This is a genomic window from Halobacillus yeomjeoni, assembly GCF_020171525.1.
GTDB classification, from domain to species: Bacteria; Bacillota; Bacilli; order Bacillales; family Halobacillaceae; genus Halobacillus; species Halobacillus yeomjeoni.
Genome location: NZ_JAIVAI010000001.1, coordinates 1,274,316 through 1,292,033, shown reverse-complemented (window position 1 = coordinate 1,292,033; position 17,718 = coordinate 1,274,316). Strand labels below are relative to the sequence as shown.

Sequence of the window (17,718 nt, the reverse complement as noted above, 5' to 3'; positions counted from 1 at the left end):
GATGGATTGTAAGATGGACTTAACAATTAAAGATATCGCTAAGATGGCCGGGGTTTCTCCGGCTACCGTATCCAAGATAATGAACAATTACGGAGGAATCAGTGAGGCTACCCGTGAAAAAGTTTATAAGATCATTGAAGATACAAAATATCAGCCGAAGTTTTCTGCAAAATCACTGGCAACTAAAAAATCGAATTTAATCGGTTTGATTTATGCAGGAAAAATAAACGTTGACTTTAAACACCCTTTTTTCAACGAAGTGGTGAATACGTTTAAAAAATCGGTCGGTGCTTTAGGATATGATCTTCTTCTTTTTTCAAATGAGAAGTTTTATAAAGGTCAGAGCAAATACTTGGAGAGGTGCAAGCATTTCAATATCGATGGGTGTTTGATCGTTGCCGGAGATGAAATTGAAGAAGCTGTCCGTGAAATTGCCGAAAGTGATATCCCGTGTATGGGGATTGATTTGAAGTTAGACGGACCACGATCGAGTTTTATCATGACAGATAATGAAAAGATCGGTCTTAAAGTGGTAGAGAATCTCTACTTAAATAAGGTAAGAAAAGTGGCATATATCGGTGGTAAGCAAAATTCACTCATTTCAAGCATCCGTAATGAAGGCTTCTTGAAGGCTATGGAGCAGTTTGGACTACCATTGAATGAGAAGTGGATCCATTATGGGGATTTCTTTGAGGAAAGCGGTTATCAAGCTATGAAAGAAATTCTAAAAGAAAAAGAGTGGCCAGAAGCTGTATTCGCAGCTTCCGATATGATGGCTCTTGGTGCCATGAAAGCTATGAAAGAAGAGGGGGTTTCTATCCCTGGGGACATCCAGCTGATTGGCTGTGATGACATAGAATCCTGCAGGTATAGTGACCCACCATTGACCACTGTGAAACAAGATAAACAGAAGCTTGGAAAACTCGCAGCCTATATGCTTGATGACTTGATCCAGGGAAATGATGACCTTCATCCTGTGAAGGTGGATCCTGAACTAGTCATCAGAAAGTCCAGCATTGAGAAGTGAGAGTTCTCAAGCTATCAAGAACTGGGGGTTACCGAAATGACAACAATAGAATTTCCTAAAGATTTGAAGTGGGGAGCAGCAACTGCATCCTACCAAATTGAAGGGGCAGCCAATGAAGACGGAAGATCACCTTCAATATGGGATACGTTTTCTCATGCTCCTGGAAACGTAAAAAATGGAGATCATGGAGATGAAGCTTGTAACAGCTATCATCTATATAAAGAAGATGTGCAGCATCTGAAAAAATTAGGTGTAGATCTATATCGTTTTTCTATTGCATGGCCTCGCGTCATTCCTGAAGGAACAGGGGAATTGAATCCGAAAGGCGTAGCATATTATCATAACTTGATTGATGAATTGATTGAAAATGGAATTGAACCGATGATTACGCTATATCATTGGGATCTGCCTCAGGTTCTACAGGATAAAGGCGGATGGGAAAGCAGAGAAACGACAGATGCTTTCCAACAGTATGCAGAAGCGATGTTCAAGGAATTCGGTGAAAAGGTTAATAAATGGATCACGATCAACGAACCATGGTGTGCTTCTTTCTTATCCAACTATCTAGGTATTCACGCCCCGGGTAAAACAGATTTGCAGGCGGGTGTTGATGTCGCTCATAACCTTTTACTTGCACATGGTAAAGCTGTGAAATCTTTCAGGGAGCTTGTACCTGAAGGAGAAATCGGTTATGCACCAAACGCGACTTGGCTGGAGCCTTTCAGTCCTGCTGAAGAAGATGTCAATGCAGCTCGTAGAGGGATGATGTGGCAGAAGGAATGGTTCATGGATCCTGTATTCAAAGGTTCTTATCCAGAAGAGTTAACTTCAATCTTTGAAAACGACAACGCTTCCCCGAAAGTGGAAGATGGAGACTTTGAACTGATTTCTCAACCGATTGACTTCATGGGTATCAATTATTACACAGGCAGCCTGGCAAGGCACAAAGAAGGCGAAGGACTATTTGAAGTGGAAGAGGTTCCGCTTGATTATCGTAAGACGGATATCGGCTGGCCGATTTATGCAGATGGCTTCTATAAACTGCTTACTGATCTAAATGATACTTACGGCGATGTGCCGATCTACATCACTGAAAATGGTGCTTGTTATAACCACGAAGTCGAAGATGGACGTGTCAGGGACCAAGAGCGTATCGATTATTTGAAACAGCATTTGACTTCCATTCATCGTACGATCAAAGCAGGGGTCCCGATCAAAGGCTATATCGTATGGTCGCTCTTGGATAACTTCGAGTGGGCGGAAGGATATGAGAAAAGGTTTGGAATCATTCACGTCAATTACCGTACCTTTGAAAGAACACCGAAGGATAGTTATTACTGGTATCGACAAACGATTCAGAACGGTTGGTTCGAACTATAAAGGAACTTATTTTTTTGTCGGACAACGAAACCGATTTCTATCTGAAAGAATTAGATAAACAAAATATAGAAGTGGAAAAAGGTTGGCTCAAATAGCCAACCTTTTTTTAACAGATCGAATCTTTAGGTGAAGGATTTTTCAATCCGAATAAAGGGCGGATAAAAAGGGCTGTGTAAGTTCCTGCCAAAGCCATGATCATCCAAACCCAACCGTGAAGGCTGAAGGAAGCGATGCCACCGAAATATGCTCCGATATTACAGCCAAAAGCAAGTCGGGCACCATATCCCATCAAGACACCGCCGACAATCGATGCAGCTGCGATTCCTGGTTTTATTTTTCCAGGTTTAAAGTTCCCCTGAAATGCTGCAGCAATGAAGGCTCCTAATATGATTCCGAAATTCATGACGCTCGTTGAATCAGCGAGGACGGTTTGCTGCAACGCCTCTGTATTGCCTTGCCAATAAGTCCAATTGGATACATCGATACCCAATAACTGTAAGAACTTGGAACCCCAAAGCGCGAAAGCTGAGGTGATTCCCCATGGATTTCCTCGAATTGATAGGGTAAGAGCATTAAGTCCTCCGAGGATGATGGCTGCCAAAAGCAATGGCCAAGCTCCACGCCATAACTTCTTGAAACCTGTGGTTGTAGCTAATGGTTTCATTTTCGGTGGATTTTTCTTTCTTGCAATTTTAAGAGTAATTCCATAAATACCTGCGAAAATAAGCATTTGTACGATCCATCCACCAAAATAACCAAAGCCCGTAGATTCTGCCAGAGAGATAGCAGGTAAAGACGGAAGACCTCTCCAAAAAGCTATATGATAGGCTCCGAGTACGGACCCACCTATGAAACCCAGCAGAGTTAATATCATTGAAGATTTGCCTCCGCCCACGGTATAAAGCGTGCCGGATGCGCATCCAGAACCCATCTGCATACCTATTCCGAACAAGAATGAACCTGCGACTACACTAAGTCCTACTGGAAAGACGTACCCTTGAGGGCCTGATCCGGTAAAACTGAATCCAGTCGACAAAATAATTCCAAAAAGCGTGGTGGCTACAGCTAACATGAGCAAATGAGATTGCAGCCCTTGGATGTTACCTACAGAAAGTAAACGTCGAAAAGCTGAAGTAAAACCAAATCGGGCATGTAAAAGAGTCAAACCGAAAGCGATCCCAATGATAAACAGTACGCCTTGGGTGATAGAGGTGACAGAAACAATCAATGAAAAAAGCAAAATAGAGAAGAAAATCCCTATCACCACTAAAGGTAGCTGTACGGGATTCAATTGATCGACGACCGTGGATTTATTGTTCCATTTAATTGAATGTTGATGGATGGAAGTCTGCATTATATTCCTCCTAAATCATATAAGTTTACTTGGTTTTAAAAGAATATATCCAAGTGTAAAATATAACTCGTCTATTTGTAAACAAGTATGCATAGAATGGTTGTACAAAGAAATAACATGCGTTTACGAACCCTTAACACGTGGCTTTCAGACAAGTGGTAACATGGAACCGTGGACAGGCTGAAAATCATTAATTTTATGGAGGGATGTCTTATACCTGTCATCTGCCGCAATGTCACCCGTTGGTTTTTCCTTGTTTGTCTGAAATCAAGTCGAAGAACTTCGTGGCGTACATCTGGCGCACCTCCTCCGACCATTTTATAAATTTGAACAAGCTACGGTGAATTTGCGTAGCTTTTTTATTTTTTTATGTATTTTATTCAATTGAAAGATTAAACTAAGACAGCAAAGGGTATTGAATAATATTTAAGATACATAAAAAGGAGTGATTCCATATGGTTAAACAAAAAGAGTGGCATGTAATCTTCTTATTAGACAGCAAGCGCGTGGTCACCCACGATTTGGAATTGAGTGAAGAGATGGATGAAAGAGAAGCAATGGAATTCATTGTCAAACAGCTTGATCGTGGTACTTGGTGGTATCTGGAAGACGGAGTTGCCCTTCACACCAGTGGTGTTGAATGCTTCTATCTTGATCGTTGTGCCAAGAAGACTCGATTCTCCAGAGACTAAACGAAAGACCAGCCTCTGCTCATGCAGATGGCTGGTCTTTTATTTAACTTATTATTTCAACTTGAATTTGACGTCGGCCAAAGTCTAATGCTTGTCCTTGCTGGGGAATGAATACGTCAATTCTATTCCCTTGAATGTCGCCTCCGATATCTCCTGCAACAGCTACCCCATATCCAGGAACTCTTACTTTTGATCCTAAAGGAATAACATCAGGATCTACAGCGATAACTTTTCTATCAGGATTGCTGCGCAAGTCAATTCCTGTATACGTGATGCCGCTGCACCCATCACAAAAAGCGGTATAAGCCGTCGCCTCTACATTTACAGTTCGTTTCACTTCAGATTGTGAAGGCTTTTTATTTTTATCTTTCTCAAAACGGGTATGATCCGTTGATTTATCATCGATCTCTATTTTTTTTGTTACCATCTCTTGGGCGTTTTTTATAGACTCTTGTGTTTTTTCTTCAGCAAAAATCGTATGGGACTGGGTTTGAAAATTCACCATTAGGCCTGTATACAAAGTCACCGCAAATAGTAAAAATGATAATTTCTTCATGACTTTTGTCCCCTTTCAAAATCTCATGAGATGAGTATAACAGGTTAGGGGAACGGCAAACAAATACAAAACCGCGTCAATTCTGTTACATTTTGATTGCAGTCAAAGTCCCTAAAAGTTACGAGCCGCTCGTTCTCCTGGCGGCTCGTGATCACTTCATTATTTTGAATTTCCTTTTCTCTTTTTTCCACAACAAGTAGGGCGAGATGGTCTTTGTCTAGGTTGATTGGATTGTTTATTGGATTCATTTTTAGCCATAGCCATATTCCTCCTCCATTTTATAACGTATCTTATGTACGATGGCTGAAAACAGGTAGTGCGCCTATCATGATTTTAGAAAAAAAGGCGTTTTGTCTGAAAAGAAACACATTCTGAATTTCTGTTCGAAATAAAACTTTCTCATGCTATAATGAGGACTGATGTGGACTACCATACGTCCAACAGTCCATAGGAAAAGGAGGACGGGGTTATGAATGTATGCCCCCACTGTAAAAAAGAAGTGTCAGAGGGCTCCCGTTATTGCTCCCAATGTGGTCAACCAATCAAAGGAACTGAAGAGCATCACATACATAAGGAGAAAAGTGGGAAGAAAAGTAAACGATGGTGGCCGGTGATTGTCCCTGTCATCACTTTGATCATTATGACAATAACGTTATTTGTGGTTTACACGCATCAGAAAAACGTCAATGAAGAAGTAATAAATATGAAGAAAAAAGCAGAGGAATCTGCTTTGTCTGGCAACTACGAAAAAGCAGAAAAAATTCTTGTTCAGGCTGTGGACCGCCGCCCTGAATTTCAAGTTTTGCAATCAGAATTGAATGCTGTCCAAACAGCACTTTTTTTATCTGAAGAATTGGATGATGTAGAGAAGCAGATCAAAGAGAATCAGCTGAAAACAGCGGAGAGTGAATTGAAGAAAATTCAGAACCAGATTCAGGAAAAAAAGAGTCGGTTGTTGGTGACGCTGACTCCTGAGGCGAATCATTTGGAGTCAAGGATCACAGTCATGAAAGTCAATGATGAGATCAGCCGGTTGTCTACCGTGGATGAACTTGCGGGTAAATTGAATACACTCTCCGGCTTGAACCTTGAAGAAGCTTCCAAAGTGAGAAAGAAAATTAATGAAAAAATCATCACTTTATCTACTAAAAAAGCGGAAGATGCACTTGCTGAAAAACAGTACAGCGAAGCGATCGCAATCGTGGATCAAGCGCTGCAATATGTATCTAATGATGAAAAACTGATGCAGTTGAAAGAGCGTATCAAGCAAGAGCAGACAGCATTCGAACAAGAACAAAGGAAACGACTGGAAAAAGCGATGGAACAAGCCGCTGAAGATGAGCTCAAAAACAAAACGGACGCTTTGGAAGTCGTAGAAGCAAAACTTACGAAAGATGAATATGGAGATATAAAAGTGACTGGGAAAGTTAAAAGTGTCGCTACTCAAATCATCAGTACCATAACTGCCAAGTATGACATCTTGAATGAAAAAGGTAAGGTCGTAAAATCGGAAGAGGCGAAAGTCTATCCGATTTACCTGAACCCCGGGGATGTCGGAACGTTTGAGAAAGTATATTATGAGCTTGATGATGGAGAGTATTCAGTGAAGATCACTGAAATGGAATGGTTAGTAGAATAGGAGGATGACGAGTGAGGCGTGAATGGATCATCAGCCTTTCCATATCTTTATTGCTCTTAGCGGGAGGCGGTTGGGCTGTCTTTTATGTGACAGATTATATTTCAAGTCAACTGAAAGCAGATACCGTATTGAATCAAGCCCCTGAAAAAACAGAAGATAATGGAGAAAAAGTACCGAAAAAAACGAAAGATATTATCTATGAATCTCAAAAACTTGTCGTACAAATCGAGCTGGAAGACGGTTCTATCGGATCAGGATTTTTGTATAATAACCAGGGTGATATCATTACGAACGCCCATGTGGTCGCCAACCATGAGAAAGTCAGTGTAATGACTGCAGATTCAAAGAAAATGGAAGGTGAAGTCATTGGGGTGAGCAGGGATACCGATGTTGCGGTAGTAAGAGTCTCTGGTTTGAAAGATAAGGAGCCGCTGCCTGTTCGGGAAGAGGAAACCGCTGAACTGCTGGATGAAGTTTTAGCCCTGGGAAGCCCGCTTGGACTTCAGAACACGGTGACTCGAGGAGAAATCAGCGGATTGAATCGTAACTTGAGCATAGAACCTTTTGAGTATGAGGATGTCTACCAAATTTCTGCGCCGATTTCACCCGGAAACAGTGGAGGCCCCTTGCTTGATGGGAAGACAGGTGAGGTCATCGGAATCAACTCTGCAAAAATCGGGAAAGAATCTATCGGTTTCAGTATACCGATCGCAGATGTCTTACCGATGGTACGAAAATGGAGTGAAACCCCGATGAAATCACTGCCTGAGTTTCCGGAATTAAAGGAACAGGAATTGCAATCTCCTGTAGCTGGGACAAAAGCTGAGCAGGCCACATATTTAGTCCAGTATTTTTACAACAGCATCAATCAGGGAGACTTTGTCACCGCATACTCCCTGCTTTCGAGTGAATGGCAGGAACAGACCTCTTTTGAGGAATTCCGTTCCGGCTATTACAATACGCTCGCTGTCTCAGTCGATAATATCGTAGCCGATCCAAATGAAGATGGGGTCGAAGTTACTGTTTTCCTCACAGCAGAAGAAACGAAAGACGGAGAAGTGGTCGTTAAAAAATATAAAGTAACTTATCCTGTGCAATATGAAAACAAGTCTTTGAAAATCATGAATGGTCAGGGGAAAGAGTTAACATCCCAGGTGGATGAGTAGAGGGAATGGGTCTAAGAAGAAAACTTCTTAGACCTTTTTTATGTCCATAAATGTAAAAAAATAGTACGAACACTAGCATACGCACACGCAAATCTCTCAGACAAGCATTTAATAGTAATGAAGGTTCTTTGGTACCTTTTGGGTAAAGGTTTCAATGAATTAATAAATATAGAAAAGGAGACGAATAGATGGCTAAGAAGTTAATTGCGTTGGACGATGGACATGGTATGGCCACTGCGGGAAAGAGAACGCCTTATATTCCGGAATTAGGTCGTGCAATCAAGGAAAACGAGTTCAACCGTGCTGTCGTGAAATTCCTGAAGAAAGAATTAGAGCGTTGCGGATTTGATACACTTCTTGTGGCTCCTACTGATAAAGATGTTCCGTTGAAGGAAAGAACTGATTTGGCGAACCGGAAGAAGGCCGATGCATATATCGCTGTTCACTATAATGCTTTCGACGGTTCATTCCAAGGTGCAGACCCTTCCGGAATAGAAGTTTATGTGTATCCTGGATACAAAAATAAACCGGCTGGTAAATTAGCAGCAGCAATCGCGAAACATTTGAAGCAGGGAACGCAGCAGAATTTCCGCGGAATCAAGGAAGCGAACTTCCACGTTCTCCGCGAAACAGATATGATTGCTGTATTGACTGAAAACGGGTATATGGATAACAAACGAGAAGCTTTGTTGATGATCGACCCACTCTTCCAAAAAGAAGTAGCAATCGAGCACGCCAAAGGTATATGTGAATATTTCAATGTCAAATATGTTCCAGAGGAAAAAGAAATTCCAAGCACGGGATTTTTAGATGTTCCACTGAATTCTTATTATGCGAAAGACATTATGAGAGCAAAAGCACTCGGTGTGTTAAATGGGTACCCCGATCGAACATTCCGTCCAGAACAACCGATGAAACGTGGAGATTTAGCTATTGCTTTGATGAACCTGTACGATAAGTTGAATAAGAAGTAAAAAGAGAGCCATTCATGAATGAATGGCTTTTTGTATGAATATTCTTCATGTGTTGGTATAAAAAAAGACCGCCTTTCATGAAATAGAAGAGGGGTGGTTTCTTTGTATTATCCAATGATGAACAATAATCATAGAAACAATGAGGGGCGTCTGATGACGGTGAACGGCAGTGGGAAAGTTTTGGTACAGCCTGACACGGCTGTGGTCCAGATCGGAGTGGTTACAAAAGACGAAGAACTAACGAAAGCTCAGCAGGATAATGCCGATCAAATCCAACAGATAACTGATGCTCTCAACCAAGCTGGAATCGCTGATGAACAAATACAAACGCAGGATTATTACATTTATCCAGAATATGATTACGTTGATGGAAAACAAGAATTCAGAGGCTATCAAGTGACTCATATGCTTTCTGTGACGATTGATGATATCGAACAAACCGGAACCATCATCGATTTAGCCGTAGCGAATGGAGCGAACAGAGTTTCCAATATTCAGTTCACCTTGAAAAATGCGCAAATGTATTACCAGGAAGCTTTAAGCATCGCATTGGGTAATGCTTTGGCTAATGCTCAGACCATTGCCAATACACTACAGTTGAACTTGGACCAAACCCCGGTAAAAATCGTTGAAAGCAGCATCGTTCAGCCTTCCCCAGTCCAACCATATATGAAAGCGGAAACTGCAAGTTACAGCGCAACACCTATTGAACCTGGAGAACAGGAAGTGGTAGCAAAAGTGGAAGCTCAATTTCAATATTTTTCATAAAAGAAGACCGCAGAATATTCTGCGGTTTTTTCATTCGCATGGAAGTGGAAGTAGTGAGGGGAGTTTCACCACTTCCACCTTTTTTTGTACTCTTTCAAAATCAAAGAGTCGGTCAACAAGTTTCCCTGTTTTCCAACTGCTTTATGATATTTTTAATTTCTGGTTTGGAACGTTGAATCATGCGCCAATTAAGGTGAAACTGTTCTTCACCTACGCCTCCAAGCCGATGAAGGTCTTCTTCAACTGCGATGGAAGCGGAATGGAGTTCGTTGAATTTGACTCCCGCTTTTTCCTTTAACCATTGATTCATCAAACGTTTCATATGATCGATTGCTGCCTCTTTTTCCATTTCTTCAGGGTAGGTGAAGTGAAAGCTTCCCTTATGAAAAGCGAAATCTGGTTGATCTTTGTCTGTTGTGCTGATATGTAATTTGTATGAGCGCCCCAAATAAGGGATTCTTTGCTCCTCTTTCATTTCTAATTCGTCGATGACGTAAAGGTCATCATGCAGGGAGCACCACCTTTCATGAATCCATTCCTTTTTCTTATGTAAAAATTTCTCGATTTTTGGTAAAGCTCTAGAAGGTGAAGCGGTCACTTGGATTCCGTTCAGTTCATCTATGTATATTTTTACGAAATGGATATCAGGCATTTTATGGACGTCATAGTGAATGGTTTTGGTTTGATCGGTTACCATTGGCATGTAAAATTCCCCTTTCTTTATGCGTTTATTTTTATCATAACTCAAACAGCCGTCTGAATGTATTGCTAATCCCTGATTGTATGGGTTTTCTCATTAAAGAAGAAGACTTTCCTAAGGAAAGTCTTCAAAATCAGAGCGTTAGTTTTGTTTTTCGTTTTTGAAAATCGACTTCTTTATAATAAGTGTTTTTTACAAGCACATTCGGTCCGAGACACTCGACTGCCGGACAATGGCAATTCAAACTTTTTGCTGTATCGGTAGACAGCCATTGCTGGTAGGCATCGACGAGTTTCGTGTTCTGGATATTCCCAAGGCCGGGCTCGTCCCCAAAATCCGTCACGATGATATCGCCGCTGAAGATATTGACATTCAAGCGGGAGCGGCCATCAGGGTCATTTCGGACGGTTACATTTTTCTCGCTATAAAGTCGTTTCAGCATCTGCAGATCTTCTTCCGAACTACTGCATGGATAATATGGTAAAGTGCCGAATAACATCCACGTGGAAGAATCCCGGCAGTCAAGCAGACGATTGATTCCTTCCCGCATTTCTTCAAGGCTCAACGTCTCTAAACTGCTGGCAAAGTCGACGGGATACATCGGATGAATTTCGTGTCTGGCACACTTCATTTCACGAACATGTTCATGTATGTCTTCAAGGTACGGGAACGTTCTTTTATTCAACATGGTTTCTGCTGAAACCATGACCCCTTCTTCTGAGAGTCGTTGTGAGTTTTCTACCATCCTGTCAAAGAATTTCTTTCGATTCTCTTCTGAAGGTTTTCTCTCCATACGTGCGAATCCTGTATGAATGAATTCTTCGATGGTTCCCCAGTTATGAGAAATATGTAATACATCAAGGTAAGGAATAATCGGAATGTATCGTTCATATGGAAGGGTAAGGTTTGAATTGATTTGAGTACGGACGCCTCGCTCGTGGGCATATTTCAATAACGGGACCACATACTGATCCACTGATTTTTTAGACATCATCGGCTCCCCGCCTGTGATGCTCAACGTTCGCAGGTGTGGTATTTCATCCAAGCGTTTCAAAATCAATTCCATCGGCAGTGCATCGGGATCCTTCGATTGTAAAGTATAGCCCACTGCACAATGCTCACACCGCATATTACATAGAGTGGTTGTCGTGAATTCTATATTGGATAACGTCATTTCCCCGTGTTCTTTCACGTCCATATAAGCTTCCCATGGGTCGTTTTTCGGGGACATGTCTTGAAGCTTCATGCTTGAACTCATTATGAAACTTCCTTTCTATTGAAAATTTTCGTCTGAAGACAGACGCATTCTATTTTAACACTATTCTCTTCACAAGTGCAGGATTCCTTTTGACAGGAGGGAAAAGTCCTGCAAATATAGAAGGGTTAATTAGAATGAAAAAAGGAGGAAAGGTTGATGAAAACGGTCGTGATAACCGGAGCATCGAGCGGATTCGGATACTTGACGGCTCTGAAATGTGCTGAAAAAGGTTTTCGTGTCATTGCAACAATGAGAAATATGGAAAAAGCATCTGTATTTCAATCGGATCGTATTACGAGAGAGGTGAGAGAGAGAATAGAAGTATGGCAATTGGATGTGACAAAGTCATTTTCCATTCAGGAGTTTAATGCCAGAATCCAACAGTTGGAGCGGCTGGATGTTCTCGTTAATAACGCTGGTTTTGCTCTTGGGGGTTTCGTTGAGCAAGTCCCGATCGATGATTATCGTCGTCAGTTTGAAACGAATTTCTTTGGGCTGGTTCAAGTAACCCAAGCTGTTTTACCGGTGATGAGGAGACAGAAGTCAGGGAAAATCATTAATGTGAGTAGTGTCAGTGGCTTGATTGGGTTTCCAGGGTTATCAGCCTATGTTTCTTCTAAACATGCATTAGAAGGCTTTTCAGAAAGCTTACGTTTTGAAGTGAAGCCTTTCGGAATCGGTGTCGCTTTAGTAGAGCCGGGCTCCTATCAAACGAATATATGGTCTACAGGGATGGAAGTACCAGATCAGATTCATGATCCAGATTCTCCTTATTCTGAATATACAAAAGGATTGTGGAAAGCATTGAATCGAGAATCCCATGGGGATCCTTCACATGTTGCCTCCCTTATGACTAAATTAGCTTCCAAAGACAGGGTGAATAAGCTTCGATACCCTATAGGAGCCGGTGTCCGTGTAAATCTCCTTTTGAAGAGGGTTCTGCCTTGGTCCTGGCTTGAGAAAAGTGTACTCAAAAAGCTGCTTGAATCCTATTAATCGTGTAAAAGGCTCCCGATCAGGGTAGTACCCTGTTAGAGGAGGAATGCTTCATGGAAGATCAAATCAATATTCTCTCAGGCGCTGAACCGATTTTTTATGAGGGGAATGAAATAGGGATTCTAGTCATTCACGGATTTACAGGGACAACTCAGAGTATTCGTCCACTGGCAATGGCTTATGCTAAAGCTGGGTATACCGTCAGTGCCCCTCGGTTGAAAGGACATGGGACTACTGTTGAGGATATGGAATCCACTCAATATCAAGACTGGATGGCTTCAGTAGATACAGCCTATCACGCTTTAAAGAAAAGATGTGATGCTGTTTTTGTCGTAGGGCTTTCAATGGGTGGTACGCTGGCTTTACATGCAGCCGTACAATTTCCTGATGTACTCGGGGTGGTCCCTATCAATGCTGCGATAGATATCCCAACCATGGATACCATGGCTCAGAGTGGAGACCGTTTCTTAGATGCAGTCGCATCCGACATTAAAAAAGAAGGCATCAAAGAACTGGCCTATGAACGAACACCCGCCCGGTCCATTCGAGAGCTGCAGGAATTGATGAATATAGTAAAAATGAAGCTTTCCAGTGTCCATGTTCCGATACTCGTTTTCGTTTCTGATGAGGATCATGTCGTGCCGCCTCATAATTCAGAAGTGATTTTTGAAACGGTATTTTCTGAACACAAGGAAATTGTCCACTTAGAACAAAGTTATCACGTAGCCACTCTTGATCATGATCAGGATATGATCGTGGAACGGACTCTGGAATTTTTCCAAATGTATACGAATACTAAAACTGGATAAGACCGTCTTTTTGACTATTGCCCGGGCAATGTAATTTTCTTTTGTAATTGTTCGAAAAATAACTTATACTAGAGACAAATCAAGAAAAGCAAACGGAATAAAGCCTTCAAGGGGAGCCTTCCGGCTGAGAGTGAACAATGTGTTCAGACCCTTCGAACCTGTCAGTTAACACTGGTGTAGGAATGGTGGCTTTTTTGATGGTGCAATGCGTGTTTAGCGAGGCTCCTCCATCAGGAAGCTTCCCTGCAGGCATTGCTTTTTTTGTGTCTTTAAATAAGGGGGATTTAGGAATGAGAAATAAACGTGTGCTTTTTCTAGTGGAAATTGCAATTTTTTCTGCACTTGCAATTCTGCTGGACATCATTCCATTTTTGTCATTCAAGCTTTGGGCACAAGGAGGATCGGTTTCTTTTGCCATGGTACCGGTCTTCATCATCGCATTCAGGTGGGGAGTTAAAGGAGGCGTAGCGACTGGTCTGTTATTCGGAATCTATCAAATTCTTACGGGAGCCTATATCATGACTCCACTGCAGACCTTCCTTGATTATGGAGTAGCATTTGCTGTCATAGGTTTTGCAGGAGTTGTAGCCAAGCCTATTTGGGAGGCCATTAGAGAGAATAAGCAAAAATCATTGATTTTCTGGGTCGTAATCGGCTGCTTCATAGGAAGCGCCCTTCGCTTTGCAGGTCATTTCATTGCAGGGATTGTCTTTTATGGTAAGTTTGCTCCTGAAGGTCAGCCGGTTTGGCTTTACTCGCTCGTTTATAACGGAGGGTATATGTTACCCGCGTTTATATTAAGTGCATTGATCGTTAGTCTGCTGTTTGTCCAACGTCCTAAACTTGTCTTACGTTAAATGAATCCGGCTCTAAGGAGCCGGATTTTTCTTGTTTAAAAAGGCGTGAAACGGTGAATAGTATAATGCCTAAATAAAAAGCCCTGTTATTGTCTGGTGTTGTTATTTCACATATGCACTCGTATCAGCTCTTTCGTCCCATACTCTGGGTAAAGAACGGATTAAAACTACACACACGGACGGATGGACCATATAGAAAATCAATAAAAATATCAACAAAAGACTTTAACAGAGCCAAGTAGAAACGGTGGTGTTGGACAATGGGAAAACTGAAGCGTCTACATAAAAGTAAGATATTCTGGGTGATTGCCACCTTCATTTGCGTTATTGCACTCTTGATTGCCTACCATACATCCTGGAAACCTTTACCTGAAGGGATCTCTTATGAAGGAGATATCCATCAAATGGATGATATCGAATTTTTTTATGATTTGTCGTACGAAAATAAAGATGGGGAAAGGGTTCATGAACGACAAATTTTTCAGGAATTGTACCGGACTATAAATGATGCGGAAGAGTTTATCGTTGCGGATATGTTCCTTTTCAATGGATACACGAATGGCGAAAATGAATTTCCTCCTATATCCGAAAACTTAGTGGAGGCAATCGTCAAACAAAAAGAAAAGCACGAGGATTTGAAGGTCATTTTCATTACAGATAAAATCAATACGATTTACGGATCTTATGAGTCAGAGACCATACGAAGATTGGAAGAGGCGGATGTGGAAGTGGTCCTCACAAATTTGAATGAACTGAGGGATTCGAACCCTGTATACTCCAGCCTTTGGCGTTTATTCTTTTCATGGATGGGGACAAGTGAAAAGGGGTGGATCGATAATCCTCTTGCAAAACAAGCCCCGGATGTGTCCCTTACTTCCTACTTGAAGCTGCTTAATATAAAAGCGAACCACAGAAAGGTATTGGTCACTGAAGACGCAGCCGTAGTGTCGACTGCTAACCCGCACGACGCGAGTGGTTATCATGAAAACGTCGCTTTTAAAATGAAAGGACCAATCATTAAGGATATTTTAGAAGCAGAAAAAGCCGTTGTTGATTATTCATTATCCAATGTTGATTTTCCCGATTTCGAAAATCGTTCGTGGGAAAAACAAGAAGGAGATTTAAGAACGCAATTTGTGACCGAAGGGAAAATATATCAATCGATACTCGAAGAATTGAAGAGGACAGGGGACGGAGACACCATCTGGCTTGGCATGTATTATTTAGCGGATCGAAAAGTGATTGACCATTTGGATCGGGCTGCTGAGCGGGGGGCAGTTGTAAATATCGTGATGGATCCAAATAAAAAAGCGTTTGGTCATGAAAAGCCTGGTCTGCCGAATCTGCCGGTGGCAGCAGAAATGCAGCGCTTGGGAAATGACAACATTCACTTGCGTTGGTATGACGTCAACATTGAACAATTCCATACCAAAATGCTTTATTTGGACAAGCAGGAAGAAAATGTGATCATTGCCGGGTCGGCGAACTACACCCGTCGGAACTTGGCTGATTTGAATTTAGAGGCCGACGTTGTCATAAAAGGTGACCCTTCTGAAGAAGTATTCCAAGAGGTCTCCACGTATTTTAATAGAATATGGAAGAATGAAGATGGCCACTACACCGCGGATTATGAGAAGTATAAAGGCAACATGACGCTGGTTCGTTATATCACCTATTACTTGCAGAAATGGACATGGTTTACGACTTATTAAAGGTCATGCATGGAAAAGGAAGGGACCCCATAGGGTTTCTTCCTTTTTTGCATTGTTTACCTTAAATACGGTTGAGTATAGTCTTGGCAACTCTAACCATTAATGAATAATCAAGGTTAACAATTATTTTTATAAAAGGCTCTGTTAAAGTTTAGTGTTGATATCTCCATCAAAAAAAGAATTCATTACGAAATGTTTGTATGCGTGTAGGCTCAGGGATTAGGTTCGCTTTCCATGGGGCGGTCGCTGAGTCTCCTCAAGGAATAGCGCCTTCCGGGGTCTAACCTGTCCCACACGTCCCATAGGAGTCTCACCGTTTCCCCCTCTAGGTGTGCGGCACCTTCCCCAATGACCCTCCACTTCATAGGAGGTTGGAATTCATTTCCGACCAAACAGTTTTATAAAACAGAGAATATCAACACCAGCCTTTAACAGAGCCTTTATAAAAATAAGCTATTGACCATTACGCAACGTCAGGGGCTAAGATAAGAAGTAATAAAGGAGGGCAGGTATGGAATATACAGTCAGCCAGTTGGCTCAATTATCAGGGGTAAGTGGACGCACTCTCCGCTACTATGATCAAATCGGACTCCTCAAACCGGCAAGAATCAATGCATCAGGATATCGGATTTACGGAAGGAAAGAGGTGGATCTGCTTCAGCAAATCTTATTTTATCGTGAATTGGACGTCAGCTTGGAGGGAATCAGAGAGATTATCAGTCAGCCGTCATTCGTTCAAATGACCGCTTTGAAAAACCATTACAAACAACTGCAAAAAAAGCGTGCAAACCTCGACGCAGTCATCGCGACACTTGAGAAGACGATCGCTGATAAGGAAGGAAGAGTTATTATGGAGGATAAAGAAAAATTCGAAGGTTTCAAAAAGCACATGGTGGAGGAAAACGAGAGAAATTACGGTGAAGAGGTGCGGAGAAAATATGGGGATGACTTAGTCGATGCAAGCTATCAAAAAATGAAAGGGATGTCTAAAGAAGACTATCAATCAATGAATGAACTAAGTGAAGAAATCTTCTCCTTACTTGAAAAAGCATATGCGACAGGGGATCCAGCATCTGATGAGGCAGATGAATTAGCCGGAAAACATAAAAAATGGTTGATGTACAATTGGTCCAGCTATTCAAAAGAAGCTCATGCAGGACTCGCAGAAATGTATGTGTCAGATGAACGTTTCCGGTCCTTTTATGAAAGCCGTGTCAAAGGCGGAGCCGAATTTTTAAGAGACTCCATTTTGGTGTATTTAGGATATAAGTAAGAAGGAAATAACCGTCCAGGAATTGATTCCTGGACGGTTATTTTTTGCTCGCGCAAGTTTTACAAAAGCGTGGCCGCTTTATCTGCGTCTGTAACAATCAGAAGGACTTTTCCTTCATCCATATCTTCTTCGTACTCTTCCGCTTCTTGTTCAGAAAGGCCCATTTCTTGAAGTTTGGTCCTCAATTCATCCCCTTGTTTACTGAAGATGTTGCCCAATACTTTTTTCAAGTCTTGTTCAGATAAGCCGATTGTATTTGCATTGACATTACTGGAGATGCGTTCGGTCCGATCGTCATCATGAGCCAGAATATAGATGTTTTCATTATCGATACCTTTTTGTTTGAGCGACTTCACGTCTTCCATCAATTTCTCATCATTAGAATATTCTCGAACTAATGGTTTCACTATATCCACTCCTTTTTAATGTGATTTCATTAGTCTTGTTTCCGTTTTTAGAAAAGGGAAAACATGTCAATAGGCTCATTTTCAATGCTGTCTATTATACAAGGGTGTTTGGAGGATTTACCTGAAGTTTGGCGAAATATATTAATAGAC

17 protein-coding genes and 1 riboswitch are annotated in these 17,718 nt (G+C 41.6%); of the genes, 12 read left to right on the top strand and 5 right to left on the bottom strand.

Going from position 1 to position 17,718, the window contains the following annotated elements; all coding sequences use genetic code 11:
- The first annotated feature begins 13 nt into the window (after positions 1-13).
- Together LCL89_RS06695 and LCL89_RS06690 are read left to right on the top strand one after the other, a co-directional pair.
- Complete coding sequence (locus tag LCL89_RS06695) at positions 14-1,027, top strand: LacI family DNA-binding transcriptional regulator (protein ID WP_224808980.1); 1,014 nt, start codon at positions 14-16, stop codon at positions 1,025-1,027.
- A 36-nt stretch (positions 1,028-1,063) separates the two neighbouring features.
- Entirely contained in the window at positions 1,064-2,407 is a 1,344-nt protein-coding gene (locus tag LCL89_RS06690; RefSeq protein WP_224808978.1) for a GH1 family beta-glucosidase, read from the top strand.
- 106 nt (positions 2,408-2,513) lie between these two features.
- Here LCL89_RS06690 and LCL89_RS06685 read toward each other — a convergent pair whose 3' ends face one another.
- Complete coding sequence (locus tag LCL89_RS06685) at positions 2,514-3,761, bottom strand: YeeE/YedE family protein (RefSeq protein ID WP_224808976.1); 1,248 nt, start codon at positions 3,759-3,761, stop codon at positions 2,514-2,516.
- Positions 3,762-4,216: 455 nt separating this feature from the next.
- On the opposite strand from LCL89_RS06685, the gene LCL89_RS06680 reads away from it, so the two are divergent.
- On the top strand, positions 4,217-4,453 hold the full coding sequence (locus tag LCL89_RS06680) for a hypothetical protein (RefSeq protein ID WP_197315521.1): 237 nt from the start codon (positions 4,217-4,219) through the stop codon (positions 4,451-4,453).
- A gap of 43 nt (positions 4,454-4,496) precedes the next feature.
- On the opposite strand, the gene LCL89_RS16825 is transcribed toward LCL89_RS06680, so the two are convergent.
- On the bottom strand, positions 4,497-5,009 hold the full coding sequence (locus tag LCL89_RS16825) for a 3D domain-containing protein (RefSeq protein ID WP_318245604.1): 513 nt from the start codon (positions 5,007-5,009) through the stop codon (positions 4,497-4,499).
- A gap of 469 nt (positions 5,010-5,478) precedes the next feature.
- On the opposite strand from LCL89_RS16825, the gene LCL89_RS06670 reads away from it, so the two are divergent.
- The 4 genes from LCL89_RS06670 to LCL89_RS06655 all read left to right on the top strand — a co-directional run bounded on the left by LCL89_RS06670 (position 5,479) and on the right by LCL89_RS06655 (position 9,556).
- Positions 5,479-6,648, top strand: coding sequence for a zinc ribbon domain-containing protein (locus tag LCL89_RS06670; RefSeq protein ID WP_224808974.1), 1,170 nt, complete (start codon positions 5,479-5,481; stop codon positions 6,646-6,648).
- Positions 6,649-6,659: 11 nt separating this feature from the next.
- A complete protein-coding gene (locus LCL89_RS06665; RefSeq protein ID WP_224808972.1) occupies positions 6,660-7,814 on the top strand; it encodes a S1C family serine protease in 1,155 nt (384 codons plus the stop codon).
- 188 nt (positions 7,815-8,002) lie between these two features.
- A complete protein-coding gene (locus LCL89_RS06660) occupies positions 8,003-8,788 on the top strand; it encodes an N-acetylmuramoyl-L-alanine amidase (RefSeq protein WP_224808970.1) in 786 nt (261 codons plus the stop codon).
- Between the two features lie 114 nt (positions 8,789-8,902).
- A complete protein-coding gene (locus tag LCL89_RS06655) occupies positions 8,903-9,556 on the top strand; it encodes an SIMPL domain-containing protein (RefSeq protein ID WP_224808968.1) in 654 nt (217 codons plus the stop codon).
- 112 nt (positions 9,557-9,668) lie between these two features.
- Here LCL89_RS06655 and LCL89_RS06650 read toward each other — a convergent pair whose 3' ends face one another.
- Both LCL89_RS06650 and yfkAB read right to left on the bottom strand, forming a co-directional pair.
- A complete protein-coding gene (locus LCL89_RS06650) occupies positions 9,669-10,259 on the bottom strand; it encodes a YgjP-like metallopeptidase domain-containing protein (RefSeq protein ID WP_224808962.1) in 591 nt (196 codons plus the stop codon).
- Positions 10,260-10,389: 130 nt separating this feature from the next.
- Entirely contained in the window at positions 10,390-11,514 is a 1,125-nt protein-coding gene (gene yfkAB / locus LCL89_RS06645) for a radical SAM/CxCxxxxC motif protein YfkAB (protein WP_224808961.1), read from the bottom strand.
- A 156-nt stretch (positions 11,515-11,670) separates the two neighbouring features.
- On the opposite strand from yfkAB, the gene LCL89_RS06640 reads away from it, so the two are divergent.
- From LCL89_RS06640 to LCL89_RS06620, 5 genes are all read left to right on the top strand, one after another.
- Positions 11,671-12,510: an SDR family oxidoreductase gene (locus LCL89_RS06640; protein ID WP_224808960.1), complete on the top strand. Its 840-nt coding sequence runs from the start codon at positions 11,671-11,673 to the stop codon at positions 12,508-12,510.
- Between the two features lie 53 nt (positions 12,511-12,563).
- Positions 12,564-13,319 (top strand): alpha/beta hydrolase, encoded by a 756-nt coding sequence (locus tag LCL89_RS06635; protein ID WP_224808959.1) that lies wholly within the window; start codon positions 12,564-12,566, stop codon positions 13,317-13,319.
- 99 nt (positions 13,320-13,418) lie between these two features.
- Positions 13,419-13,519: riboswitch (TPP riboswitch) on the top strand.
- Between the two features lie 90 nt (positions 13,520-13,609).
- Complete coding sequence (thiT, locus tag LCL89_RS06630; RefSeq protein ID WP_197315531.1) at positions 13,610-14,176, top strand: energy-coupled thiamine transporter ThiT; 567 nt, start codon at positions 13,610-13,612, stop codon at positions 14,174-14,176.
- Positions 14,177-14,436: 260 nt separating this feature from the next.
- A complete protein-coding gene (locus LCL89_RS06625; RefSeq protein ID WP_224808957.1) occupies positions 14,437-15,888 on the top strand; it encodes a phospholipase D family protein in 1,452 nt (483 codons plus the stop codon).
- A gap of 511 nt (positions 15,889-16,399) precedes the next feature.
- Positions 16,400-17,161, top strand: coding sequence for a MerR family transcriptional regulator (locus tag LCL89_RS06620; protein ID WP_224808955.1), 762 nt, complete (start codon positions 16,400-16,402; stop codon positions 17,159-17,161).
- A gap of 59 nt (positions 17,162-17,220) precedes the next feature.
- Here LCL89_RS06620 and LCL89_RS06615 read toward each other — a convergent pair whose 3' ends face one another.
- Positions 17,221-17,568: a general stress protein gene (locus LCL89_RS06615; RefSeq protein ID WP_197315534.1), complete on the bottom strand. Its 348-nt coding sequence runs from the start codon at positions 17,566-17,568 to the stop codon at positions 17,221-17,223.
- Positions 17,569-17,718 lie beyond the last annotated feature (150 nt).

Coding starts and splice junctions, on each gene's coding strand:
- LCL89_RS16825 (WP_318245604.1), bottom strand. CDS start 5,009: ATGAAGAAATTATCATTTTTACTATTTGCGGTGACTTTGTATACAGGC.
- LCL89_RS06660 (WP_224808970.1), top strand. CDS start 8,003: ATGGCTAAGAAGTTAATTGCGTTGGACGATGGACATGGTATGGCCACT.
- thiT (WP_197315531.1), top strand. CDS start 13,610: ATGAGAAATAAACGTGTGCTTTTTCTAGTGGAAATTGCAATTTTTTCT.
- LCL89_RS06655 (WP_224808968.1), top strand. CDS start 8,903: ATGATGAACAATAATCATAGAAACAATGAGGGGCGTCTGATGACGGTG.
- LCL89_RS06680 (WP_197315521.1), top strand. CDS start 4,217: ATGGTTAAACAAAAAGAGTGGCATGTAATCTTCTTATTAGACAGCAAG.
- LCL89_RS06670 (WP_224808974.1), top strand. CDS start 5,479: ATGAATGTATGCCCCCACTGTAAAAAAGAAGTGTCAGAGGGCTCCCGT.
- LCL89_RS06625 (WP_224808957.1), top strand. CDS start 14,437: ATGGGAAAACTGAAGCGTCTACATAAAAGTAAGATATTCTGGGTGATT.
- LCL89_RS06690 (WP_224808978.1), top strand. CDS start 1,064: ATGACAACAATAGAATTTCCTAAAGATTTGAAGTGGGGAGCAGCAACT.
- LCL89_RS06685 (WP_224808976.1), bottom strand. CDS start 3,761: ATGCAGACTTCCATCCATCAACATTCAATTAAATGGAACAATAAATCC.
- LCL89_RS06635 (WP_224808959.1), top strand. CDS start 12,564: ATGGAAGATCAAATCAATATTCTCTCAGGCGCTGAACCGATTTTTTAT.
- LCL89_RS06650 (WP_224808962.1), bottom strand. CDS start 10,259: ATGCCAATGGTAACCGATCAAACCAAAACCATTCACTATGACGTCCAT.
- LCL89_RS06695 (WP_224808980.1), top strand. CDS start 14: ATGGACTTAACAATTAAAGATATCGCTAAGATGGCCGGGGTTTCTCCG.
- LCL89_RS06640 (WP_224808960.1), top strand. CDS start 11,671: ATGAAAACGGTCGTGATAACCGGAGCATCGAGCGGATTCGGATACTTG.
- LCL89_RS06620 (WP_224808955.1), top strand. CDS start 16,400: ATGGAATATACAGTCAGCCAGTTGGCTCAATTATCAGGGGTAAGTGGA.
- yfkAB (WP_224808961.1), bottom strand. CDS start 11,514: ATGAGTTCAAGCATGAAGCTTCAAGACATGTCCCCGAAAAACGACCCA.